Below are 25112 nucleotides of genomic sequence, written 5' to 3'. Positions count from 1 at the left end.
TTCCTTTTTGTAAACTCTTTTAAAAAGCATTTTTCCACTCCCTAAGTCCAACTTGTTTAAAATAGGAAATCCTCTCTTTTAAATCTGGGAATTTTTCTTGCATTTTCTTTGAGAAAAAACCCAAGGTTTTATCGTGAGTTGCCATTATTTCATGTCCAATTAGTGCCCAAGTTGTGTCAATTAAATTTTCAAATTCTTGGTTTTTTAAAGCTTCACATACAAAGCTTTGGCGAGGAGAATTGATATCTTCACCACTTATTTGTAAAAAGTTATATTTTTCGCACAACTTTCGTACCCTTTGAAGCTGCTGGATGGTATTTCGTGAGGGCATATAGGTAACAGCTTTTATTCCTAAATAGTTTAAGACTTCAAACAGCTGATCAAGGTATTCATCTTCAAATTTTTCGCTTGGTTTGTCTCCTGTCACAGACTCTGTCACATCACCTAAATAAGCGTATGCAATTATTGCTCCAATTCTTTCGGAAAATTCAACAAGTTCTTTTATGTCTGGACACTCATCAGTTGCTTTTATATAAAATCTTTGAATAAAATCACTTTTTAAAGCACCTAAAAGATCATATTCATAATAGGGGTTTTCGCTCTCAAGAAGGTTTTGCTCTACTTTTGGCCAAAGTTTAATTTTAAGTTCATTTTTTAAAAATTCGACCAATTTGCTGCTCTTTCCAAATTTTTCTGTGAGTTTTTTTGAAAGAGCAAACAGGATGTGACGCTCTGTGATACTACCACCTTCATGGTACATTGAGATACTCACGACATCTTTCTCAAAATCAAGGTGAATATCAAAAACAGATAAAAGCTCATTTATATTCTCGACCATAAGCTTATTTCTCTCAACTCTCTTTTTTAAATATGGCGTAAAATAATTCATAACAGTGTTAATTTCTGTATGAGGTATGCCATGGATTGCAATATAGGCAATGGAATCTTGGTCAGGATTGTTAATTTTCTTACCATTTAGAGGTGTTTTTGAAAAATCTGCTCTGCACTCAACACCTATGGTAGTTGCAATTTGGGCTATTTTGCCTGCTTCAATGAATTCAATAGCTCCAGCAACTGTGTCATGGTCCATGATACCAGCTGTGGGGAGGCTTGATGCTCTTGCCATCCAAATTGCCTTTGATGGCGAGTATGGCGAGAACGAGTAGAACGTATGTATATGGTTATTTATCACACTGCTTTTTGGTGGAAGATTGATTTCTCCAATCTCCACTTTTTTCATAAGCTCAGAAAGTGAAGAAAGACGTACCTTTTTGTCTTTGCTATTTAAGTTTTCAATGAGATGTTCAATTTCACGGCTCATAATTATCATCTTACTCCTTCTTTAATTTTATCTCATCTCTTGACCACCTGTAACATTGATTGCCTGACCTGTCATGTAACTTGCTTCATCCGATGCTAAGAATACAAGTACATTTGCAACATCATCATATGTGCAAGCACGCCTCAAAGGAACTTGGCTGAGGTACTTTTCTCGAATTTGTTCAGGAGTAAGGCCCTGATTTCTTGCATATTGCTCATACAGACTGTTGACCCAAAGTGGTGAATCGAGAAGGTTGCCAGGACAGATTGCATTTACTCTTATTCCATATTCGGCAAGCTCAAGCGCAAGACTCTGAGTAAGTCCAATCCCACCAAATTTTGAGGCAGAATAAGCCGAATTTTTATATGATCCTTTCTTTCCTGACTTGCTGTTTATTTGGATTATATTGCCTTTTCTGCGAGGAATCATAACCCTTGCAGCTGCCCTTGCACAGAGAAAATATCCAATAAGGTTTACATCAATAACCTTTTTCCACTCAGCTAAGGAAAACTCTGTAATTGGCTTTGCAATTAATATTCCTGCATTTGCAACCATCAAGTCAAGCTGTCCAAACGTTTCTATTGTCTTGTTAACCATTGCTTCAACCTCTTGCTCGTTTGTGACATCACACTTTACAGCAATGGCCTCAGTAAGCTCACTTGCAACTCTTTGAGCACCTTCAAAATTTATATCTGCAACAACAACTTTACATCCTTCCTTATCAAGCCTGCGTGCTAAAGCTTCCCCTAAGCCTTGGGCAGCACCTGTCACAATTGCAACTTGTCCTTCTAATCGCTTGCAACTCATTTTTCGTACCTCCTTTGACATTGTTTTAATATGTTGATTTTTAGGCTTATCTAATATTAATTATACAATAAATATTTTGTTTATGTCTATATTAATTTGTTTTATTTTTGACTTTATTGATTTTTTCAATCAAATGTATTATTATTGTCTTATAAGCTATTATTGTTTGAGTGTAATTTTTGATTTTAAAGGGAGGGTATAAAAAATGAAAACAAAAGCAGTTAGATTATATGGCAAAAACGATTTGAGGCTTGAAGAATTTGAACTTCCACCGATAAAAGATAATGAAATTCTTGCAAGAGTAGTATCTGATAGTCTTTGTATGTCCTCATATAAGGCAGCAATTCAAGGAAACGAACACAAAAGAGTTCCAAAAGACATAGATAAAAATCCAGTTATCATTGGGCATGAATTCTGTGGCGAGATCATTGAAGTAGGTAAAAAGTGGCAAGATAAATTCAGACCTGGTGATAAGTTTACAGTTCAGCCTGCTTTGAATTTAAAAGACAATCCTTATGCCGCACCAGGTTATTCTTTTCAGTATATAGGCGGAGATGCGACATACATAATAATTCCAAACGAGGTCATGAAACAAAACTGTCTTTTGATATATAAGGGGGATGCGTTTTTTTACGGGTCACTAGCAGAGCCTATGTCTTGTATAATAGGTGCGTTTCACGCAAGCTATCATACAGAGCCAGGAAAGTATATACATAAGATGGGAACATTAGAAGGCGGTAATATGGCAATTTTAGCAGGTGCTGGGCCAATGGGACTTGGTGCAATTGACTACGCAATACATGGACCAAGACCACCAAAGGTTTTAGTTGTGACAGATATAAATGAGCAAAGACTTACACGAGCATGCTCTATCTATACGCCTGAAGAAGCAAAAAAATATGGAGTTGACCTTTATTATATAAACACTGCAAACACCCAAGATGTTGAAAAGCTTTTGCTGTCTTTCACAGACGGAAAAGGATTTGATGATGTATTTGTGTTTGCGCCAGTTAAAGAACTAGTTGAGCTTGCGGACAGAATATTAGCAAGAGATGGATGCTTAAACTTTTTTGCAGGTCCATCGGACCCTAACTTCTCAGCACTTTTGAATTTTTACAATGTCCACTATAACTCAACACATGTTGTTGGAACAAGTGGTGGAAATACAGATGATATGATTGAAGCGCTTGATCTTATGGGAAAGGGTATTATTAACCCTGCTGCCATGATTACTCATATTGGGGGGTTAAATGCTGTTGTTGAGACAACATTAAATCTTCCAAAGATTCCCGGTGGCAAAAAGCTGATTTACACCAATATAGAGCTTGACCTTGTCGCAATTGAAGACTTTAAGGAAAAAGGCAAAACAGACCCTCTTTTTGCAGAGCTTGCAAAAATAGTAGAGAGAAACAATGGGCTTTGGTGCAAAGAAGCAGAGGATTTTCTCTTGGCAAATGCAAAAAAGATATAGATTTTTTGAGAAATTTGAAAGGAAGGTTGAACTGAAGTTGAGTCTGAATGTTTGCTATTTAGGAACGGTGGAGTACGAAGATGCTCTGCACTTGCAAGAGCGTCTTCATAAGCTAAGAGTAGCAAATGAATTGGAAGATACACTTCTTTTATTACAACATCCACCTGTAATTACAATAGGAAGGCGTGGAAAGTGGGAAAATATATTAGTGCCCCAAGAGAAGCTTTTGCAAATGGGAGTGAAGGTTTTTGAGATAACACGTGGCGGGGATGTGACTTACCACGGTCCAGGTCAGATTGTGGGATATCCCATTTTTAACTTATCTAATGTTGGAAAGGACATAAAAAGGTTTGTGTGGCTTTTGGAAGAGGTTTTTATAAACCTCTTAAAAGATGAGTACGGGATTGAAGCATATAGAGATGAAAAGCAATACACAGGTGTTTGGGTTGGAGGAGAGAAAATTGTGGCAATAGGTATTGCAGTGAAGAAATGGATTACTATGCATGGTTTTGCTTTCAATGTCAATACCAATCTTGAGCATTTTTCGTGGATAATTCCTTGTGGTTTGAAAGATAGAGGTGTGACCTCGTTGGAAAGATTGCTTGGGCATAAGGTTGAATTTGATGATGTAGTGTACAAGGTAGCAAAGTATTTTGGAAAGGTATTTGGTGCAAATCTTAAGTTTGTGTCTAAAGAAGACTTAGAAGAAATTATAGAAGTTAAAGCAAAGGATAGTGAGAAATAATGCAAACCCAAAAACCTGATTGGCTGAGGATTAGAATAAAAGCAAATCAAAATGTAGAAGAGGTTATAAAACTCTTAGAAGACTTTTCACTTCATACAGTGTGCCAAGAAGCACAGTGTCCTAATATTTTTGAGTGTTTTTCAAAAAAGACAGCTACTTTTTTGATTTTAGGAGATGTTTGTACAAGAAATTGTACATTTTGTGATGTCAAAAAAGGAAAACCCCAAGAAGTAGATAAAAATGAACCACAAAAAGTTGCTGAGGCTGTGAAAGCACTTAATTTAAGGTATGTTGTTGTCACATCTGTTACAAGAGATGACTTAGAGGACGGCGGAGCAGAGCATTTTGCAAATGTGATAGAGAAGATAAAGGAGTTAAATCCTCAAACCAAAGTTGAGGTTCTTATACCTGATTTTAATGGAGATGAAAAGGCAATTTACAAGGTTGTAAGAGCAAGACCTGATGTGCTTTCTCATAACGTAGAGACTGTGCCCCGCCTGTACCCAACTGTTAGACCAAAAGCAGATTATGAAAGGTCACTTGGCGTTTTAAAAATGGCAAAGAAGATAGATGATAGGATATACACAAAGTCGGGGCTTATGGTTGGACTTGGTGAGACTAAAGAAGAGGTGAAAGAGGTTTTAAAAAATTTGAGAAGTGTTGAGTGTGATTTTGTTACAATCGGTCAGTATTTGTCACCATCAAAACAACATCATCCTGTTGTTGAATATATTCATCCTGATATTTTTAAGGAGTACAGAGAATATGCCATTTCCATTGGATTCAGGTATGTTATGTCGAATCCTCTTGTGAGAAGTTCTTACTTAGCAGAAGAAGCAACAAAAGTATTTGAGTCTTTCAAAAATTTTAACAACACAGCAGAGAAAAGTACAAATAATATTGACAAAAAAACAAACAAAGTGATATCATTTTAGCTAAGGATGAAAAAAGTTTTCAAGTAAATGAAAAAATATTTCAAAAATGATGTTAAAAAATAACGCTTTGGAGGGTTTTTGAAATGGCAACTCCTGTAATTATGCCAAAACAAGGGCAGACAGTAGAGAGCTGCATTATAACAAAGTGGCACAAAAAAAAAGGAGAGAGAGTAGAAGCAGGTGACCTTTTATTCTCATATGAGACAGACAAGGCAAGTTTTGACGAAGAGGCAAAGGTAAGTGGTATACTTTTGGACATTTTTTTTGAGGAAGGTGAAGAGGTACCTGTTTTGACAAATGTAGCTGTGATAGGCGAAGAAAATGAGGATGCAAGCTTGTACAATCCCAAGAAAGTGTCTGATAATACTGCTGCTGTTCCTGAAAATGCCGAGATCTCCAATGAAGTAAAAAAGGAAGAGGACGTTTCTCAAGAGACGAGAAAACCCAAAGAAAGTTTACAATCATCTGAGAGAATAAAAATTTCACCGCGGGCAAAGAATTTGGCAGAGAAACTAAATGTTGATTATAGGTTTGCAACTCCAACAGGACCTGAAGGAAGAATAATTGAAAGAGATATCTTGGAGCTTTTTAACTCTGGATATGTATTTACATCTGCAGCTAAAGCTGAAGCAAAAGAGGTTGGAAATTTAAAAGATGTAGAACCAAGCGGAATTGGTGGAAGAATCACAACATCTGACGTTGAAAAGGCAAAAGAGAGCTTTAAGATCCAAAAAAGCGATATTGAGCTTTCAGCGCAAATTATCAAAGATGAAACAGAGTATGAAGAAGCTCCTCTTTCTAATATCAGAAAGACTATTGCAAAAGCGATGTACCTTTCACTTACAACAACGGCCCAGCTCACTTTGCACACCTCCTTTGATGCAAGCAATATCCTTGAGTTTAGGAAAAGGGTTAAGGAAAATAGGGAAAAGCTTGGTCTTGAAGATATTACTATAAACGACATCATACTTTTTGCAGTCTCAAGAGTGCTTCCAAAACACAAAGCATTAAATGCTCATTTTTTGGACGATAAGATGAGATATTTCAAAAATGTTCATTTAGGGTTTGCAGTGGACACTGAAAGAGGCTTAATGGTTCCAACAATCTTTAACAGTAATAAAAAGTCACTCAATCAGATATCAAAAGAGGCAAAAGAATTAGCAGAGCTTTGCAGAAAGGGTACCATAAATCCAGACCTTTTAAAAGGTGCAACATTTACTGTCACAAACTTAGGCAGTTTTGAAATAGAAGGTTTTACACCAGTACTCAATCCACCTCAGACAGGCATCCTTGGTGTTAATACAATAGTGATGCGTGCAAAAGCTCAAAATGGACAGATTAGTTACTATCCTGCAATGGGACTTTCTTTGACATTTGACCACAGGGCACTTGATGGTGCTGATGCAGCAAGATTTTTGCAGGATTTGAAAAAGTGGCTTGAGAATTTTGAGCTTTTGTTGGCATGCTAAAGATAATAATAGAGTTTGTAAAAAGAGGGTGAGCAAAAGTTGAAATACGATTTAATCATAATAGGTGGGGGACCAGCTGGGTACTTGGCTGGAGAGCGAGCAGGGAAAAATGGGCTTAAAACACTTCTTATCGAAAAGAGATTTTTAGGTGGTGTTTGCCTGAACGAAGGATGCATTCCTTCAAAGGTTTTGTTGTACTCTGCAAAGGTGTATGAAAGTGCAAAACACAGTCAAAAGTATGGTGTTGAAGTAGAGTCAATTAAACTTAATCACAAGATGGTACTTGAGAGAAAAAACAAGGTGATAAAAACACTTGTGACAGGAATAAAAAGTAAACTTAGAAAGAACAATGTAGAAGTTGTAGATGGGTTTGCTGAGATTCTTGGAAGGAACAAAGATGGATATGTCATTAAGGTGAACAACAATGAATACATTGCAGACAGGCTTCTTATCGCAACAGGGTCCTCTCCGTTTGTGCCACCAATCAGCGGCATAAAAGAAGGACTTGCAAAGGGGTATGTTTTAACAAATAGAGAGATATTGGAGTTAGATGCCATCCCAACATCGCTTGTTGTAATTGGTGGTGGAATTGTTGGGCTTGAGATGGCTTCATATTTCAATTCTGCAGGCTCAAAAGTAACAGTAATTGAGATGCTTGACCACATTGGCGGGAATATGGACAGAGAGATTTCAGATATTTTGTTAAATACTTACAAGAAAAAAGGAATTGAGTTTGAGCTTTCATCAAAGGTAATTGAGATAAAAGATAGTAAAGTAGTCTACGAAAAGGAAGGTAAGCTTATTGAGAAATCGGCAGAAAAAGTGCTTTTAAGTAGCGGAAGAAGGCCAAATGTTGAAGGTTTTGGGCTTGAGAATATCGGTGTTGAGGTAGAAAAAGGCAGAATAAAGACAGATGAAAGGCTTAAGACAAATGTACCAGAGGTTTATGCAGCAGGTGATGTCAACGGAAAGCTTATGCTTGCTCACACAGCATATAGAGAGGCAGAAGTATGTATTAACAATATAATTGGGAAAAGAGATGTGATGCGCTATGAGGCTATTCCCTCTGTTGTGTATACAAATCCTGAGGTTGCATGGGTTGGCGAGACAGAAGAGTCAGCTTCTCAAAAAGGGTTTGATTATGAGATTGTTAAGCTTCCAATGCTATACAGTGGAAGGTTTGTTGCTGAGAATGATGGGTTTGATGGACTTTGTAAAATCTTGATTGACAAAAAGAAAAAGACAATCTTGGGCTGTCATATGATTGGAAACTACTCTTCGGAGATTATATATGGTGTTGGCTTGATGATAGAAGCTCAGATGAGGGTTGATGACATAAAAGAACTTGTTTTTCCACATCCAACAGTCAGTGAGATTATAAGAGAGGTTATATTTGAGATTTAAATATTTTGTGGGGGAGGTAATTTGAAAAGATGCCAAAGTCACAGTTTATTGACCCAAATGAGGTCAGGAAAAGTGGTTGGATAAAATTTTATGATATTCCAGTAAATCAATACAACAAAACTCTTGAAGAGGAAAGACAAAACTTTTCAAATGAAGACCTTTTGCGAATCTATCGCGATATGCTCATCATTCGTGAGTTTGAGACAATGCTTTCATTAATAAAAACAAGAGGCGAGTACAATGGTATAAAATACGACTATCCAGGACCTGCCCATCTTTCAATTGGTCAAGAGGCGGCAGCAGTTGGTCAATCATTTATTTTGGACAAGGACGATTTTATATTTGGCTCTCATAGAAGCCATGGCGAGGTGATAGCAAAGGGACTTTCAGCAATTGAGAAGCTCAGTGAAGATGAGTTAATTAGTATTATGGAAAGCTATTTTGATGGTGCAATTTTGAAAGTTGTTGAAGGAAAGCAAAAAGAAAAGGGCAATGTCAAAGAACTTGCAATTGACTTTTTCTTATATGGAGTACTTGCAGAGATTTTCGGAAGGGAGACAGGTTTTCAAAAAGGCTTGGGTGGGTCAATGCATGTGTTCTTCCCACCGTTTGGAATTTATCCAAACAACGCAATAGTTGGTGGATCTGCAGACATAGCTGTTGGCGCTGCGCTTTATAAAAAGATAAATCATAAAAAGGGAATAGTTATTGTAAACATTGGCGATGGAGCAATGGGTTGTGGGCCTGTATGGGAGGCTATGTGTCTTGCTACAATGGACCAGTACAAAAAGTTGTGGAAAGGAGAGTACAGAGGAGGGCTTCCCATTATATTCAATTTCATGAACAATCAGTATGCAATGGGTGGACAGACACGCGGTGAGACAATGGGCTATGACATGCTTGCAAGGGTTGGGGCAGGTGTCAACCCTGAGCAGATGCATGCAGAAAGGGTGGATGGCTACAATCCTCTCGCTGTGATAGATGCTATGAAGCGAAAAAAATATTTGCTTGAACAAAAGCAAGGTCCAGTGCTTTTAGACGTTGTGACTTATAGACTTACAGGTCACTCACCTTCAGACTCATCAACATATAGGACAAAAGAAGAGCTTGAAGTTTGGGCTTCACAAGACCCACTTGTAACTTTCAAAGATGAATTAATTAGGGTAGGGGTTGCAACAGAGGATAAAATCAATGAATTACAGCAAGATGTAAAGGAGCTTATCACAAAAATATGTACACTTGCTGTTGATGAAAATGTGTCACCGAGAATAAATTTAATAAGAAATCCAGATGGAATTGCTCAATATATGTTTTCAAATCAGAAAGTTGAAAAAATGGAAGAAAGACCTCCAGAGGTGTTAATCCCAAAAGAAGAAAATCCACGCGTTAAGCAGATTAAGAACAAGATAAGGGTTGGCATAATAGACGGAAAGCCTGTTCCAAAGGCAAAGGTATTTAACCTAAGAGATGCTATATTTGAAGCTTTAATTGACAAGTTTTACACAGACCCAACACTAATTTCATATGGTGAAGATTTGAGAGACTGGGGCGGTGCGTTTGCAGTTTACAGGGGTCTTACAGAGTCCTTACCATATCACAGACTATTTAATACATCCATATCAGAGGGTGCAATTGTAGGATCAGCTGTTGGGTATGGAATGTGTGGTGGCAGAGTTGTTGTTGAGATAATGTACTGTGACTTTATAGGAAGAGCAGGGGATGAGATTTTCAACCAGCTTGCAAAATGGCAGGCAATGAGCGCAGGCACGCTTAAGATGCCTGTTGTTGTGAGAGTTTCAGTTGGCTCTAAATATGGTGCACAACATTCACAAGACTGGAGCTCCATTGTCTCTCACATACCCGGTCTAAAAGTTGTATTTCCTGCAACCCCATATGATGCGAAAGGTTTGATGAACGCTGCACTCAGCGGCACAGACCCTGTGATATTCTTTGAGAGCCAGCGACTTTATGATATTGGCGAGCTTTTCCACGAAGAAGGTGTGCCAGAAGGGTATTATGAAGTACCAATTGGGGAGCCTGATATCAAAAAAGAAGGAAAAGATATTACAATATTAACAGTTGGTGCTGCTTTGTACAGGGCATTGGATGCGGCAAAGATTTTAGAAGAAAAGTATGGAGTAAGTTGTGAGATAATTGATGCAAGGTCGCTTGTTCCATTTAACTACGAAAAGGTAATAGAGTCTGTTAAAAAGACAGGTAAAATCCTTCTTGTAAGTGATGCATGCGCAAGAGGGTCAATTCTCAAAGATATGGCTGCTACAATAGCTGACCTTACCTTTGACTATTTAGATGCACCACCGGTTGTTGTTGGTTCTAAAAATTGGATTGTGCCTGCCTATGAGTTTGAGAACTATTTCTTCCCGCAAGCTGATTGGATAATTGACGCTATACATGAAAGGATTATGCCACTAAAAGGACATGTTGTTAAAAACAACTTTACAACCAATGAGATTTTGAGAATAAACAAACTTGGTATATGATTTTATATAAAGGAAAGAACATTGGAGAGTGATTTTGTGAATAGTTTAAGAAGGGAAAAAATTTTAAATATCTTAGAACAAAAAGGAGAGATTCAACTCCAAGAGTTAAAAGAGTTTTTCCCAGACGTTTCTCTTATGACTCTGCGTCGTGACCTTATAACACTTGAAAAGGAAGGACATTTGATAAGGACACATGGTGGTGCTGTTAGCACAAAGAAGTTATGGCAAATCAGTGGGCAAGAGGATGAGTATTCTAAAAGAGCTGCAGAAAACATAGATGCAAAGATGAAAATAGCCACTTTTGCAAAAAGGCTTGTTGAAAAGAACCGGTCTATATACTTTGATGCAGGCAGTACCATCATGTGTCTTGCAAAAATTCTTGACGATGACAGCTTTACCATTATTACAAGTGGGCTTAACATTGCGCTCGAGCTTGTTAAAAAGAAAAATATTTCTGTTGTAATGCTTGGTGGAATTGTCAACTCAAACACTTTGTCTGTCTCTGGACCAAATGCTATATTTTCTCTTGACAGTATAAACATTGACATTGCCTTTATGAGTGCCTCTGGATTTTCAGTTGACAGTGGTTTTAGTGTTGCAAATATCTATGAGGGGGAGCTCAAAAGAAGAATTTTAGAACGTTCGAATAAGGTTGTTATGCTGATGGATTTATCTAAGGTTGGCAGGAACATGCCATTTACGTATGCAAAGCTTGATGATATTGACGTTTGGGTGTGTGAAAAAAGACCTCCAAAAGAAATTGAAGAGGCAGCAATTAAAAAAGGGGTAACCATTGTATGTGAATAAAAAAAAAGGGGGATAGTTATTAGCTATGGTTTTTGATGGTGAGAAAATTTTGCTGGAGTATGAGAGGGCAAAAGAGGTTTATGCCCAGTTTGGAGTTGACACAGATGAAGTTTTGGAAAAGATGAAAGAGATAAAAATCTCTTTGCACTGCTGGCAAGGAGATGATGTGACAGGGTTTGAAGAAGCAACAAAAGGAATGGGCGGTGGCGGAATCTTAGCAACAGGAAATTACTTTGGTAAAGCGCGAAATGGGCAAGAGCTTCGGCAGGACTTAGAATTTGCAATGAGCTTGATTCCTGGCAAACACAAGGTAAACCTTCATGCTATCTATGCTGAGACGAATGGCAAAAAAGTAGACAGAGACCAGCTTTCAGTGGAACACTTTGAAAAGTGGATAAACTGGGCAAAAGAAAAGGGCATCGGACTTGACTTTAATCCTACCTTTTTTGCCCATCCAAAGGCATCGTCAGGATATACTCTGTCAAATAAGAATGAAAGTATTAGAAAATTCTGGATACAGCATGCTATCAAATCACGCGAGATTGCATCAGCCATGGGCAAAGAAACAGGTCAGCCTTGCATTAATAATATCTGGATACCAGATGGTTCTAAAGACTTTCCAGTACAAAGGTATGAGCACAGAAAAATCTTAAAAGAGTCGCTTGATGAGATATTTGATGCAAAGGTTGACAAACAATATCTCATTGATTCTGTTGAAAGTAAGTTATTTGGCATAGGTTCAGAAGCATATGTGGTTGGCTCGCACGAGTTTTACATGGGTTATGTATTTACAAGCAAACACGATATTGCAATCTGCTTTGACCTTGGACATTTCCACCCAACAGAAACCATTTCAGACAAGATTTCAGCTGTGTTGGCATATTCAAAGAAGATACTTTTGCATCTCAGCCGTGGTATGCGTTGGGACAGTGACCATGTTGTGATTTTGAACGACGAAGTTTTGTCTGTTGCACAAGAAGTAAAAAGAAGCAATGGATTTGACAATGTTTATTTTGCTTTGGACTTCTTTGATGCGAGCATAAACCGAATAACTGCATGGGTAACAGGGGCAAGGGCTGCCTTAAAAGCAATTCTTTTTGCACTCTTGGAACCAACACATCTTTTGATTGAGGCTGAAAATGAAGGGAATTTTGGGATGCGACTTGCACTTTTAGAGGAATTCAAAACCTTACCATTTAGTGCTGTGTGGAATAAATACTGCTACGACAGTGGTGTTCCAGTGGGAAGCACATGGCTTGAAAAGGTGACAGAATATGAAGAGAAGGTTTTGAAAAATAGGATGTAATAGGTACGAAAAAGGGGCTGCAGCGTTTTACACTTTTAAATGATTATGCAGCCCCTTCTTGATTTCCATATTATTTAAATGGATTTTCATCTTTATATAGCATATTAGCTGGCTGATTGAATGATATGTCATCAACACCGAGCATCTTCATTGCATCAAATAGGATTTTTCCTGCGTGTTTGAATGCAACAGCTGTATGGTGCGGGAACCTCTTTGCGATAAGTACATATCTATAGAACCTTCCCATCTCTTTTATTGCAAACACACCAATTCCTCCAAACGAACGTGGGTCAACGTCTATGACCTCACCTTCAGCAACATATGACCTCAAGATACAATCAGCTGTTGACTGAAGTCTGAATATTGTTATCTCACCTGGTTTTATTGTACCTTCGAGTGTACCACGTGTTATATCTGGTTCTTTATTAGGCTCTAAGAGTCTGTGCATAATGAGCTGGTACCTCATCTCAGCATATTTCATATGACAAATAGGTGTGTTTCCACAGTGGAAGCCCATGAAAAGGTCGGTGAGCTTGTAATCCTTGAACTTTTCCTTGTTTGCTTCGTACATATCCTTTGGAACAGTATTATTGATATCAAGAATTGTTGCAGGAATTTGTGTTGCAAGTGTTACAATATATTCACTAAGTGCTCCGTATATGTCAACCTCACATGCAACTGGAATACCTCTTGATGCAAGCCTTGCGTTTACGTAACATGGAACAAATCCAAACTGTGTCTGGAACGCTGGCCAGCACTTATTAGCAAATATTGCAAACTTGCAGCTACCGCGGTATTTTTCATACCAGTCCATTAGTGTCAGCTCATATTGAGCAAGCTTCGGCAAAATTCCAGGGTGTTTGTTTCCTGTGCCAAGTTCTTCTTCCATTTGTTTTACAACTTCAGGTATGCGCGGGTCGTCTTTGTGGTTGTTGAAAGATTCAAACAGGTCAAGCTCAGAGTTTTCCATAATTTCTATACCAAGATCGTAAAGTGGCTTGATTGGTGCATTGCAAGCTAAAAAGTCTTGTGGACGTGGTCCAAAACTGAAGATTTTAAGATTCTTTATACCTATTACAACCCTTGCAACATCAACAAAGTGTGCTATCATATCCGAAACTTCTTCGGCATCTCCAACAGGATAGTCAGGGATGTAAGGATTGAGTTTCCTAAGACCAATATTGTAAGATGCGTTTAACATGCCACAGTATGCATCACCACGGCCGTCGATGAGGTTTTCTTGTGTCTCTTCAGCTGCCGCAACGAACATTGAAGGGCCGCCAAACTTTTGTGCAAGCATTGTCTCAGGCCCTTCAGGGCCAAAGTTGCCAAGATATACAACAAGTGCATTAACACCTGCTGATTTTAGTTCATCCAGGGCTTTTAAAACGTCATTTTCATTCTCGACAGTTGTCTTTGCCTCAAAGATGTCAATACCTTTTTTTCTGCATGCTTCAACCACTTTCTGTCTTCTTTTCTCACTAAGAGTGATAGGGAAACAGTCCCTGCTAACAGCAACTATTCCTACCTTTACTTGGGGTATGTTTTGTAGCATATTGAAAAAATCCCTCCTAACATTTCATTAAGTTTTTATGTTTTGTTATAATAATTATATAACTTTGGGCTTGTGCATACAATAAATTATTCCCACAAAATGCCATATCATTGTAAGAAAATTGTTCACGTACAAGTGCGGGAAAAAATCTTTTCAATCTACTTTTAAAATAGAAACTTTTATGCTACAATATCATAGTTAAAGTATAACCTTTTTAAGGTTGACAAAAATTTTAATTCAAAATAAATCTTTTGAGGGAGGATTCAAATGGAATTCAAGGTTGAGAAAAAAGGTACAAACAAGGCTGTAATCGAGGTTGAGGTTGAACCTGAGAAGTTTGAAGAGGGTCTACAGAAGTCTTATTTGAAAAATGCTAAGTATTTCAAGATTCCTGGATTCAGACCTGGCAAAGCACCAAGGTCGCTCATTGAAAGAGCATATGGTGAAGAAGTATTTTATGATGATGCAATTGACTTTGTTTTAAATGAGACATATCCTAAGGTGATTGAAGAGAGCAAGCTTGAGGTTGTGTCAAGACCTGAAGTTGACATAGTTCAGGTTGGCAAGGGCAAGAGCTTTATATACAAAGCTGAGGTGTATATCAAACCAGAGTTTGAATTGGGTGAGTACAAAGGGGTTGAAATCAAGAAGATTGAATACCCTGTTGCTGAAGAAGAGGTTGAGCATGAGCTTGAACATTTAAGAGAGGAAAATGCAAGATTTATATCTGTTGACAGAGAAGTTCAAAACGGCGATATAGTTACAATCGACTTTGAGGGTTTTGTTGACGGTGAGTCTATTGAAAATGGCAGTGCTCAGGACTATGAGCTTACAATTGGCTCAGGTAGGTTCATCCCAGGGTTTGAAGAACAGCTAATTGGGATGAAAAAAGGCGAAGAAAAGGAAATAGAAGTTGTGTTCCCAGAAGACTATCAGAACCAAGAACTTGCTGGTAAAAAAGCAACATTTAAAGTGAAAGTAAAGGAAATAAAGGTAAAGGAGCTTCCTGAGCTTGATGATGAATTTGCAAAGGATGTCAGCGAGTATGAAACATTAGAAGAGCTAAAGGCAAGCATTAGAAATAGGATAAAAGAGAAGAATGACAAAAGAGCAAAGGACGAGATGATTGACGCAATCTTAGAAAAAATTGCACAAGCAACAGAGATTGATATACCAGAGCCTATGATAGAAAATCAGATAAATTACTATGTTGAAGATGTTGTAAGAAATCTTCAATATTTTGGAATGACATATGAGAAATATTTAGAAGCTATAGGCAAGACGGATAAAGAGTTCAGGGAACAGTTTAGAGAAAGAGCAACAAAAGCTATTAGAAATAATCTCATATTAGAAAAGATTGCAAAGGTAGAAAATATTCAGGCAACAGATGAAGAGCTTGAAAAGGAATTAGAAAGACTTGCTAAGATGTACAACTTAGAGGTTGAAAAGTTAAAAGAAAGACTTTCTGAAGATGATATTGAGTATATAAAAGAGGGTATAATTCTAAATAAGGCTATAGATTTTATATACGAAAATGCTAAAATTATAAGTGAAGAAACTCAATCTGAAAACCAACCAGAATAGTCTGAAAATTTGTTTTTCTTTTAAAAAAGGAGGGATAAATAAATGTCAGCACTTGTTCCTATAGTTATTGAGCAAACCAATCGTGGTGAGAGAGCATACGACATATACTCAAGACTTCTAAAAGACAGGATAGTGATCTTGAGCGGTGAAATCACAGATGATATTGCTTCACTCATTGTTGCCCAGCTTCTTTTCTTAGAGGCAGAAGACCCTGATAAGGACATCTATCTGTATATAAACTCACCAGGTGGTTCTGTTACAGCTGGATTTGCAATTTATGACACAATTCAGTATATAAAGCCTGATGTATCCACAATTTGTGTTGGAATGGCAGCATCAATGGGTGCATTCTTGCTTGCAGCTGGAGCAAAAGGTAAGAGATTTGCTCTTCCAAACAGCGAAATAATGATACATCAGCCAATTGGCGGTGTTCGTGGTCAGGCAACAGACATCAAAATCCACGCTGAGTGGATATTGAAGATAAAACAGAGAATTAATAGGATTTTGGCTGAGCGAACAGGCCAGCCAATTGAAGTTATAGAGCGTGATACAGAACGTGACTTTTTCATGACAGCCGAAGAGGCTTTAAAGTATGGCATAATTGACAAGGTGATTGAAAGGCGACCATAATCTTTCTTTTTTGAGGTGATTTAAAGTTGGCTAAGTTCGATGAAAAGAAGACTTTAAGGTGCTCATTCTGTGGCAAATCACAGGATGAGGTAAGACGTCTTGTTGCCGGACCTGGAGTTTATATTTGTGATGAGTGTGTTGAACTTTGTTCAGAGATAATCTCTGAGGAGTTTGAAGAAGAGGAATACAACGAGTTTGATGATAGACTTCCAACCCCAAAAGAGATAAAAGAGTTTTTGGACCAGTACGTAGTTGGGCAAGACCACGCAAAAAAGATTTTATCAGTTGCAGTTTATAATCACTACAAGAGAATTTACTATCATGACAACAGGAAAGACGATGTAGAGCTTCAAAAGAGTAATATCTTAATGCTTGGTCCAACTGGCTCTGGAAAAACTTATCTTGCACAGACTCTTGCAAAAATGTTAAATGTACCATTTGCCATAGCAGATGCAACAACACTCACTGAAGCAGGTTATGTGGGTGAAGATGTTGAAAATATTTTGCTCAGGCTTATTCAAAATGCTGATTATGACATTGAAAGAGCAGAGCGCGGTATAGTTTATATAGATGAGATTGACAAGATTGCAAGAAAATCAGACAATCCTTCAATCACCAGAGACGTCTCTGGTGAAGGTGTGCAGCAAGCACTACTAAAGATATTAGAAGGAACAATAGCATCAGTTCCGCCACAGGGTGGAAGAAAGCACCCGCATCAAGAGTTTATCCAGATTGACACAACAAATATTCTCTTTATCTGTGGCGGTGCTTTTGAGGGTATTGAAAAGATAATTGAGAGAAGAATTGGTGAAAAGACTCTTGGGTTCAATGCTAAAATAGAGAGCAAGAAGGAAAAGAAGATAGGCGATATTCTAAGACAGATAATGCCTCAAGACCTACTAAAGTTCGGCATGATTCCCGAATTTATCGGTCGTGTTCCAATAATTGTTACATTAGACGCACTTGACAAAGAGGCACTGATAAAGATTCTCACAGAACCAAAGAATGCACTTGTCAAGCAATATCAAAAGCTTTTTGCTATGGACGGCGTTGAGCTTGAATTCGAAAGAGAAGCATTAGAAGCAATAGCAGATAAAGCAATTGAGCGAAACACTGGGGCAAGAGGCTTGAGAGCAATCATGGAAGAGATAATGCTTGATGTGATGTTTGAGATTCCATCAAACGACAAGATAGAAAAGGTAATAATTACAAAAGCAGCTGTTTTGAAAGAAGATAAGCCCATTGTAATAATAAACGAGAACAAGAAAGTGCAGAGAAAACCAAGACTAAAACAGCGCTTGCAGGAAAGAAGAGGAAATGTGTCTTAATTGATTAATAAAACATGGGTGAAAGATAAGCTAAATGAAAGAAGAAGGCTGGTTTTTGACTTTCCAGCCTTCTTCTTTTTGAATTTTTCAGCTTTAAAAGAAGGGAAAATTCAGTTTGTATAGAATTAAGTTATTATATAAACCGAAAACATCACAAAGTCTCTAAGAAAATTAATAGAAAGAGGGACTTTACAAAAGTCCGGTGAGAAAATTTGTTAAAGATAAGAGAATACCAAGAAGAGCTTGAAAGTAAGATTCTATCACCATATGCAATGCTTTCTAAGAACACAAAAGGGCGACAAAGACCAGAAGAAAAGTGCCAGGTCAGAACCGAGTTTCAACGTGACAGAGATAGAATAATTCATTCAAAATCATTTAGAAGACTTAAACACAAAACACAAGTGTTCATCTCACCAGAAGGGGACCATTACAGAACAAGGCTAACTCACGCACTTGAGGTTGCCCAGATAGCAAGGACAATTGCAAGGGCTTTAAGGCTCAATGAGGACCTGACAGAAGCAATTGCCCTTGGACATGACTTGGGCCACACACCTTTTGGACATGCAGGAGAGGACATTTTAAACCAAATTACAACTTGTGGTTTTTCTCACAATGTACAGAGTCTCAGAGTTGTTGACTTTTTAGAAGGGGATGATGGACTTAATCTTACATTTGAGGTAAGAGACGGTATTTTAAATCATGTATGGGGCAATACTCCTTCGACGTTAGAAGGCAAAGTTGTGCAGTTTGCAGACAGGATAGCGTATATAAACCATGATATAGACGATGCTATAAGAGCAGGAATTTTAAAAGAAGAAGATTTGCCACAGGACTGTCTTAAGATTTTAGGATTTTCAAAGCGTGAGAGAATTAATACATTGATTATGGATATAATAAGAAATAGTATGGACAAACCAGAAATAACCATGAGTGAAGATGTCTTTTATGCCATGCAAAAGTTGAGGGAGTTTATGTTTCAAAATGTGTATATTGACTCTGAAGCAAAAAGGGATGAAAAAAAGGCTAAATATATTATACAAGCTTTATATGAGTATTTTATGTCGAATCCTGACTCCTTGCCAGACGATGTAAAAAAAGATATCGACAGATTTGGCAAGGAACAGGCAATAATCGACTATATAGCTGGAATGACAGACAGGTATGCTATGCGAAAGTTTTATGAAATATTCTTACCTTCGCCATGGAATAAGCTTTAATTTTTATGAAAAATGTCAAAAGGTATTTTAAAAAATTTGTCGAAATAAATTTAAATTGTCCCAAAAAACATGAAGGTGAACATGATGTGTTGGAAAGAATTGTGGAACAGGTTTTAAATAAAGTGGATATTGTTGATATTGTTTCCTCTTATATTCCGTTAAAAAGGGTAGGGGTGAACTTTAGGGCGCTTTGCCCTTTTCATTCAGAGAAAACCCCCTCTTTTTACGTATCACCAGCTAAGCAGATATTTCACTGTTTTGGTTGTGGTGTTGGCGGAAATGCCATCCACTTTGTAATGCGAATAGAAAACTTGACATTTACTGAGGCGCTAAAGGTTTTGGCCCAGAGGGCAAAGATTAACATTGAGTTTTCTGAGTCTCAGTCAGCAAAGGACAGGGCTTTGGCAAAACAGAAGGAAGAGCTAATTAATCTTCACAAAGACTGTTTTGAATATTTTCAAGAGCAGCTTTATCTTCGCAAGAATATTGAAGCTGCGAAGTATATTATCAAAAGGAGAATTGCGAAAGATACGGCAAAGAGATTTGGGCTTGGGTTTTGTCCTGAAAAAAATGACCTGTATGACAGGCTTTCTCAAAAATATCCTAAAGAAATTATTGATTTAAGTGGAATTTTTCTTGAGAGAAATGGAAAAAATTATTGTAGATTTGAAGGAAGGCTTATTTTTCCTATATTCGATACAATGAACAGGGTGATTGCATTTTGTGGTCGAATAATCTCTGATACTTCTGCTCCAAAATACATGAATTCACCTGATACTTTGATATTCTCAAAGTCAAGGATTCTGTACGGTCTTAATATTGCAAAACAGAGCAAGGAGAGAGAGTTTGTAGTTGTCGAGGGGTACATGGATGTTATTGCTCTACATCAAGAGGGAATTGACAATGCAGTTGGGGTTTTAGGCACAGCACTCACTCAAGACCACAGTTTTCTGCTGCGAAGATACAAAAATGAAGTTGTTCTTTGCTTAGACAGTGATGAAGCAGGCAAAAAAGCAGCAATAAGAAGTGCTGATATATTGTATCAAAACGGGCTCATGGTAAGAGTTATGGAATTAGAGGGTGCAAAAGATCCAGATGAGTATATAAAAAAGTTTGGGAAGGATGCGTTTTTGTTAAAAAAGCAAAATAGCATGTTTGTGATAGATTACAAAGTAAAAGAGCTAAAAAACCAATATGATTTGACCAAATCAGACCAGAAATTTAGATTTGTACGAGAGTATTTTGAGAAGATTTTGACTCCAATTTCAAATGAGGTTGAAAGACAAGAGTATATAAAGAAGTTGTCAGTTCTCACGGGTGTAGATGAAAATGTTATTTCAAAAGAGTTTTCCAAAACTACTCAGAAGGAACTTAAGCGAATAGAAAATATAAATTATTTTAAGCAAATACAGCAAAAACCAGTTTTGTCTGATTTCGAAATGTTAAAAAAGAATGAGATCTATCTTTTATCATTATATACAGAATGGGCACCAAAATCAGAGGAGATAAGAAGTCTTCTTACGGAAGAGGACTTTTACACCGAAGATGTTAAGAATCTTTTTACTGCAGTAAAAAATCTGATGGATGAGGGGATGGAGTTGAGGTACTCTATGCTTTTGAGTTTTGTAACCGATGAAAGCATTTTATCTGATCTTACAAGCTTTTCATCTAAAGGTTTTGAAAATACTGATACTGCAAAGAAAGCCATAGAAGAGCTAAAAGTGAAAGTCAAAACGTTAGGGTTAAAACTTGAACTTAAAGCTGCACAAGAACAAAATGACAGTTTGAAAATTACCCAGATACTGAATGAGCTAAAAAAACTCAAGGTAGGAAAGGAGGGAGAAGGCAGATGACAGAACAAAATCTTGACCAAAATAACCAGAACAATATAAATCAAAATAGCAACCAAGAGGTTAAAAAGGATCAGCAGACGCAGCAGAGTGAGGAAAAAGAACAGATTCAGCAAAAAGAAGAAGCTGTAAAGTCTTCTCCTAAGAAAAATTCTGATGATAAAAATAAAACAGAAGAAAAGAAAAATCTCATCAGAGAAAAGGTTCGCGAGCTTATTTCGCTTGGTCAGAGCAAAGGATTTTTGACATATTCTGAAATTCAAGAGATACTTGACAAGGTAGAGCTTGATGCAAGCCAGGTTGAAAACATATATGATACTCTTGAGAGTATGGGGATTGACGTTGTTGATGATAGGGTTTCAGAAGAAGAGCTTTTAAAAGACGACTTGGAAAATCTACCTGAAGGTATTGCTATAGATGACCCTGTGAGGATGTATCTCAAAGAGATTGGCAAAATTCCACTTTTGACCCCTGAAGAGGAGATTGAACTTGCAAAGAGGATTGAACAGGGGGATGAAGAGGCTAAAAAGAGGCTTGCTGAGGCAAATTTGAGGCTTGTTGTTAGCATTGCAAAGAGGTATGTGGGAAGAGGAATGCTCTTTTTAGATCTTATCCAAGAAGGTAATCTTGGTCTATTGAAGGCTGTTGAGAAATTTGACTACAGAAAAGGATATAAATTTTCCACATATGCAACATGGTGGATTCGTCAGGCAATAACAAGAGCAATTGCAGACCAGGCAAGAACTATAAGGATTCCTGTACACATGGTTGAGACGATAAACAAGTTAGTGAGAGTATCACGTCAGCTTCTGCAGGAAAAAGGAAGAGAGCCAACGCCTGAAGAGATTGCAAAAGAGATGAACATGCCAGTTGAAAAGGTGAGAGAGATACTAAAGATTGCACAAGAACCAGTGTCACTTGAGACCCCAATTGGTGAAGAAGAAGATAGTCACTTGGGTGACTTTATCCCTGATGATGATGCTCTTGCGCCATCTGAAGCAGCTGCATATTCAATGCTCAAAGAGCAGCTTTTAGAGGTTTTGGATTCTTTGAATGAAAGAGAAAAGAAGGTTTTAAAGCTAAGATTTGGCCTTGAAGATGGCAGGGCCCGCACCTTAGAAGAGGTTGGAAAGGAGTTCAACGTAACAAGAGAGAGGATCCGCCAAATTGAGGCAAAGGCTTTGAGGAAACTAAGACATCCAAGCAGAAGTAAGAAGCTAAAGGATTTTTTGGAGTAAAAATGAAAGGGGATTACTAGGTAAGCAGGTAGTCCCCTTTTTGTTGTTTTAACTTGTAATTGGAAATTTAGAACAAATAAGAAAAAATACTAATTCAAAATTGGGAACTAAAAAACATAAAAAGAGTCTGTATATAATTAACAAGGGGTTCACTAAAAACAAAATTTTAAAATTTTTATATCACAGCATATAGGGAAAGTTCGTCAAACAAAAAACTAAATCTTGTAATGAAAGGGGCTATCCAATTATTTTTTGGACAGCCACTCATAATTTGTAAATATTTATTTGTACAATACTGCATCGCCTACAAAAGGAAACATTCTACAATCATTTTGATTCGGATTTGTAAAAAATTCAATTTTTAAAGTATTACCGCCAACAACGTCTAAAGAAACATCTTTTGCCTTTTCACCTTTTGCGATTTCTGTTTCATATCTTTTTTCTCCGTCTAGATAAATTGTAAATTTTCCACTTGCACCAACTTCAGAATCATCATCTAAACCTAAACTCATTTTTAACTTTTTATAATCTCCGTTTAATTTATACTGCACAAATGACCATCTTCGACTTTCATCTGAACTCCAACCAGCAGCATTATAAGCCTCCCACCAGATATTCTTATTATATGGTCTTCCTAGTACTGTAACGTCCTTTGTGTTGATACCAAAACGTCCTTTGTTATAATAGTCAACTATGGATTTATAATCACTCAACGGCAAATCAGTAAGGAATATACCTCCATTTGGACCCAAATCGGGACCTATAACTAATGCTTTTTGGTTATCATTAATTTTCCAAGGAGTTATGTTTTTATTAAAGAAGCAATAAAGAATTGAGTCAAGATGAACAAATCTCATTCCTTTGTAGTTTATAAATGGAACTTTGTATTTGAGTGTTACTCCATTTAGGATAATATCTCTTTGATACTCATAAACTGGGTTTGTTGCTGCCTTTTTGCTAAGTTCATTCACCTTTGCTTGAAGATTAGCATTTTCTTTTTTTAGCTTGTCATATTGAGTTTTTAGAGAATTGTAATCTTTTAAAAGTTTTTCGTACATGGTCTTATAATTTGTTGGAGATGATGCAACCGCAACAAAACAAAAAATTACAGCAAGTACAACTGTAAAAAATGAAATACACTTTTTCATTTCATCAACCTCCATAAAAAAAGTTTTGATATTTTCTATAAATATACAATAGTTTAAATTTAATATACAATAGTCTAAATTTAATGTCAACTATATTTTGTAATTAATAAATTCTTGAATTCATTTGTTAAAAAAATTATAATAAAATTAACATCTTACCTTTAAAGGATATTTCTTGTCGAATTTTGTCGAAATATGTCAAATAACCTTTAGAAAATGATGGGAGGGGTAAAGATTGTTTTACTGTCCTAAGTGTGGTGCTACAATTGAAAAGGGGCAGAAAGTATGTACTCAATGTGGAGAGAGCTTAGAGGCAAAGACATCGAATAATTTGCAAAGAACAAAGAGAGAGTTCTTCTTAGAAAAATACTTTGATGACCAAACAAAAGAATTTAGGGTACCAAGCATAAAATTGAAATTTGACAGAAAACTTTTGCCTTGGCTTTACGGAATTATAGGTTTCTTGGTGTTCTTAATATTGTTTGTAGCAGTTGGAAAGTCAATATATTCTCCCCAAAGGGTTGTGAATGAATTCAAGGAAGCTGTTAAAAATAAAGACACAAAAATGCTTTCCCAAATTATTGTTCATGAAACAGGTGAACAAATTTCACAAGATAATCTAAAAGCTTTCTTAGAGTTGTGTCAGACAAAGCCTGAATACATAAACGAGGTTTACAAAGCATTAGATGAAGCAATTCAATCAATTTCAAATTCATCTTCAGATAAAAAGAATGAATCTCTAACCGATATTTTATCTAATCTTTTCTCAGCTCACGATTATTCTAACGATTTTCTTTTAAAACCTGCAGGCAAAGGCTTGATTTTCTTCACAAAGTATAAGATTGCAGCAAAAAATTACTTTTTAAAGGTGAAGTGTGATACAAAGGATGCAAAAATATTCTTAAATGGCAAAAACATTACTTCAGTTTCAGATCCGTCGCAGGAGATTTCAATAGGCCCATTGATTGCCGGTATATACAAGATTGAAGCAAAATACAAAGGACCATATTGTACATTAGAGGAGTCTGAGGAAGAAAAACTCTACAGTACAGAATTTAGTAACTACAACCAATACTCTGTTGAACTTTATCTTAATCCTCGCTACGTAGAGGTAGAGTCAGATTTTGAGGATGCTGAGATAATTTTGAATGGTAAGCCAACCGGTGTTTTGGTAAAAGATGCTTCTGAATTTGGACCTGTAAGTGACGAAAGTGAGTTTAGTGCAAAAATAAAACTTCCATGGGGTGAGGCAAGAACAACTTCTGTAAAACTTGGCAACTGGTCAAATAGCATTACAATTCCAAATACACTTTCAAACGATGATACTAATAATTCAACATTTGAAAAGGTTGCTTCTGTTATAAATGATTTTGAAAAGTCTTACAGAACTGCTATGACAGCTCAGGATCCAAATAAGTTTTTGAACATTTCTGATGAATTAAAACAGACATTTTCAAGTAGAATTCAAGAACTAAAAGATTATAAACAAAAATTTACAGGTAAAGTCACAAAAACAGAGTTTAATTTTGGAACATTACAATTGTTTAAAGATGAAGAGGAAAAAATAACATTAAAAGTTACTGCGAAGATTTATTACAAAGATACAGTATATTCCCAAGACGAGTCTTCACCACAAGATATTCCTGAAAAAGTAACTACACAGGTTTACACTCTTGTATGGGATGAGAATGCAAAGAATTTTGTTATTGTTAAAATAGAAGCTCCATGGTTTTATGACTGGCCAAAAGATGGCAAGATTAAAGAATACAAATTAGATGAAGGGAGTGTGTGATTGA

Annotated in this window: 20 protein-coding genes; 16 read left to right on the top strand and 4 right to left on the bottom strand. The window is 36.8% G+C overall.

Annotation, left to right across the window (positions count from 1 at the left end; genetic code table 11):
• Nucleotides 1-19: 19 nt before the first annotated feature.
• Entirely contained in the window at nucleotides 20-1330 is a 1311-nt protein-coding gene (locus tag ELD05_RS10585; RefSeq protein WP_408609358.1) for a PHP domain-containing protein, read from the bottom strand.
• Between the two features lie 18 nt (nucleotides 1331-1348).
• Nucleotides 1349-2128: a sorbitol-6-phosphate dehydrogenase gene (gene srlD / locus ELD05_RS10580; RefSeq protein ID WP_127352398.1), complete on the bottom strand. Its 780-nt coding sequence runs from the start codon at nucleotides 2126-2128 to the stop codon at nucleotides 1349-1351.
• A gap of 205 nt (nucleotides 2129-2333) precedes the next feature.
• On the opposite strand from srlD, the gene ELD05_RS10575 reads away from it, so the two are divergent.
• From ELD05_RS10575 to ELD05_RS10540, 8 genes are all read left to right on the top strand, one after another.
• Nucleotides 2334-3599, top strand: coding sequence for a zinc-binding dehydrogenase (locus ELD05_RS10575; RefSeq protein WP_127352397.1), 1266 nt, complete (start codon nucleotides 2334-2336; stop codon nucleotides 3597-3599).
• Between the two features lie 37 nt (nucleotides 3600-3636).
• Nucleotides 3637-4344, top strand: a complete 708-nt coding sequence (lipB, locus tag ELD05_RS10570; RefSeq protein WP_127352396.1) for a lipoyl(octanoyl) transferase LipB — start codon at nucleotides 3637-3639, stop codon at nucleotides 4342-4344.
• Entirely contained in the window at nucleotides 4341-5279 is a 939-nt protein-coding gene (gene lipA / locus ELD05_RS10565; RefSeq protein ID WP_241243696.1) for a lipoyl synthase, read from the top strand. Before lipB ends, lipA begins: the two co-directional genes overlap by 4 nt.
• 83 nt (nucleotides 5280-5362) lie before the next feature.
• Nucleotides 5363-6748, top strand: coding sequence for a 2-oxo acid dehydrogenase subunit E2 (locus tag ELD05_RS10560; protein ID WP_127352395.1), 1386 nt, complete (start codon nucleotides 5363-5365; stop codon nucleotides 6746-6748).
• A 39-nt stretch (nucleotides 6749-6787) separates the two neighbouring features.
• Nucleotides 6788-8152, top strand: a complete 1365-nt coding sequence (gene lpdA / locus ELD05_RS10555) for a dihydrolipoyl dehydrogenase (protein ID WP_127352394.1) — start codon at nucleotides 6788-6790, stop codon at nucleotides 8150-8152.
• Nucleotides 8153-8181: 29 nt separating this feature from the next.
• Nucleotides 8182-10653, top strand: coding sequence for an alpha-ketoacid dehydrogenase subunit alpha/beta (locus ELD05_RS10550; protein WP_127352393.1), 2472 nt, complete (start codon nucleotides 8182-8184; stop codon nucleotides 10651-10653).
• A gap of 36 nt (nucleotides 10654-10689) precedes the next feature.
• Nucleotides 10690-11460, top strand: a complete 771-nt coding sequence (locus ELD05_RS10545) for a DeoR/GlpR family DNA-binding transcription regulator (RefSeq protein WP_127352392.1) — start codon at nucleotides 10690-10692, stop codon at nucleotides 11458-11460.
• 25 nt (nucleotides 11461-11485) lie between these two features.
• On the top strand, nucleotides 11486-12766 hold the full coding sequence (locus ELD05_RS10540; RefSeq protein ID WP_127352391.1) for an L-rhamnose isomerase: 1281 nt from the start codon (nucleotides 11486-11488) through the stop codon (nucleotides 12764-12766).
• Between the two features lie 70 nt (nucleotides 12767-12836).
• On the opposite strand, the gene ELD05_RS10535 is transcribed toward ELD05_RS10540, so the two are convergent.
• Nucleotides 12837-14321 (bottom strand): L-fucose/L-arabinose isomerase family protein, encoded by a 1485-nt coding sequence (locus tag ELD05_RS10535; protein ID WP_127352390.1) that lies wholly within the window; start codon nucleotides 14319-14321, stop codon nucleotides 12837-12839.
• Nucleotides 14322-14588: 267 nt separating this feature from the next.
• On the opposite strand from ELD05_RS10535, the gene tig reads away from it, so the two are divergent.
• From tig to rpoD, 7 genes are all read left to right on the top strand, one after another.
• A complete protein-coding gene (gene tig, locus ELD05_RS10530) occupies nucleotides 14589-15905 on the top strand; it encodes a trigger factor (protein WP_127352389.1) in 1317 nt (438 codons plus the stop codon).
• A 42-nt stretch (nucleotides 15906-15947) separates the two neighbouring features.
• The gene (gene clpP, locus ELD05_RS10525) at nucleotides 15948-16535 is read left to right on the top strand and encodes an ATP-dependent Clp endopeptidase proteolytic subunit ClpP (protein WP_011916441.1); all 588 of its coding nucleotides are present in this window, start codon (nucleotides 15948-15950) and stop codon (nucleotides 16533-16535) included.
• Nucleotides 16536-16561: 26 nt separating this feature from the next.
• On the top strand, nucleotides 16562-17863 hold the full coding sequence (clpX, locus tag ELD05_RS10520; RefSeq protein WP_127352388.1) for an ATP-dependent Clp protease ATP-binding subunit ClpX: 1302 nt from the start codon (nucleotides 16562-16564) through the stop codon (nucleotides 17861-17863).
• Complete coding sequence (locus ELD05_RS14805; RefSeq protein ID WP_266166088.1) at nucleotides 17864-17986, top strand: hypothetical protein; 123 nt, start codon at nucleotides 17864-17866, stop codon at nucleotides 17984-17986.
• Nucleotides 17987-18075: 89 nt separating this feature from the next.
• Entirely contained in the window at nucleotides 18076-19080 is a 1005-nt protein-coding gene (locus tag ELD05_RS10515) for a deoxyguanosinetriphosphate triphosphohydrolase (protein WP_011916443.1), read from the top strand.
• 5 nt (nucleotides 19081-19085) lie between these two features.
• Nucleotides 19086-20933, top strand: coding sequence for a DNA primase (gene dnaG, locus ELD05_RS10510; RefSeq protein ID WP_127352387.1), 1848 nt, complete (start codon nucleotides 19086-19088; stop codon nucleotides 20931-20933).
• A complete protein-coding gene (rpoD, locus tag ELD05_RS10505) occupies nucleotides 20930-22168 on the top strand; it encodes an RNA polymerase sigma factor RpoD (protein WP_206516880.1) in 1239 nt (412 codons plus the stop codon). Before dnaG ends, rpoD begins: the two co-directional genes overlap by 4 nt.
• A gap of 281 nt (nucleotides 22169-22449) precedes the next feature.
• Here the strand turns inward: rpoD and ELD05_RS10500 are convergent, their stop codons facing one another.
• A complete protein-coding gene (locus ELD05_RS10500; protein ID WP_011916446.1) occupies nucleotides 22450-23316 on the bottom strand; it encodes an NPCBM/NEW2 domain-containing protein in 867 nt (288 codons plus the stop codon).
• 235 nt (nucleotides 23317-23551) lie between these two features.
• Between ELD05_RS10500 and ELD05_RS10495 the strand changes: the two genes are divergently transcribed.
• Complete coding sequence (locus ELD05_RS10495; protein WP_011916447.1) at nucleotides 23552-25108, top strand: zinc ribbon domain-containing protein; 1557 nt, start codon at nucleotides 23552-23554, stop codon at nucleotides 25106-25108.
• Nucleotides 25109-25112 lie beyond the last annotated feature (4 nt).

This window comes from Caldicellulosiruptor changbaiensis (assembly GCF_003999255.1).
In the GTDB taxonomy this organism is placed as follows: domain Bacteria; phylum Bacillota; class Thermoanaerobacteria; order Caldicellulosiruptorales; family Caldicellulosiruptoraceae; genus Caldicellulosiruptor; species Caldicellulosiruptor changbaiensis.
Note: the sequence above shows the minus strand (reverse complement) of the source record. Positions and strands in the feature narration are given on the sequence as shown.

What these genes read in the sequence shown, in the direction of transcription:
- ELD05_RS10585 (WP_408609358.1), bottom strand. Translation starts at nt 1,330, where the DNA reads ATGATAATTATGAGCCGTGAAATTGAACATCTCATTGAAAACTTAAAT.
- srlD (WP_127352398.1), bottom strand. Translation starts at nt 2,128, where the DNA reads ATGAGTTGCAAGCGATTAGAAGGACAAGTTGCAATTGTGACAGGTGCT.
- ELD05_RS10575 (WP_127352397.1), top strand. Translation starts at nt 2,334, where the DNA reads ATGAAAACAAAAGCAGTTAGATTATATGGCAAAAACGATTTGAGGCTT.
- ELD05_RS10560 (WP_127352395.1), top strand. Translation starts at nt 5,363, where the DNA reads ATGGCAACTCCTGTAATTATGCCAAAACAAGGGCAGACAGTAGAGAGC.
- ELD05_RS10550 (WP_127352393.1), top strand. Translation starts at nt 8,182, where the DNA reads ATGCCAAAGTCACAGTTTATTGACCCAAATGAGGTCAGGAAAAGTGGT.
- ELD05_RS10540 (WP_127352391.1), top strand. Translation starts at nt 11,486, where the DNA reads ATGGTTTTTGATGGTGAGAAAATTTTGCTGGAGTATGAGAGGGCAAAA.
- ELD05_RS10535 (WP_127352390.1), bottom strand. Translation starts at nt 14,321, where the DNA reads ATGCTACAAAACATACCCCAAGTAAAGGTAGGAATAGTTGCTGTTAGC.
- tig (WP_127352389.1), top strand. Translation starts at nt 14,589, where the DNA reads ATGGAATTCAAGGTTGAGAAAAAAGGTACAAACAAGGCTGTAATCGAG.
- clpP (WP_011916441.1), top strand. Translation starts at nt 15,948, where the DNA reads ATGTCAGCACTTGTTCCTATAGTTATTGAGCAAACCAATCGTGGTGAG.
- dnaG (WP_127352387.1), top strand. Translation starts at nt 19,086, where the DNA reads ATGAAAAATGTCAAAAGGTATTTTAAAAAATTTGTCGAAATAAATTTA.
- rpoD (WP_206516880.1), top strand. Translation starts at nt 20,930, where the DNA reads ATGACAGAACAAAATCTTGACCAAAATAACCAGAACAATATAAATCAA.
- ELD05_RS10500 (WP_011916446.1), bottom strand. Translation starts at nt 23,316, where the DNA reads ATGAAAAAGTGTATTTCATTTTTTACAGTTGTACTTGCTGTAATTTTT.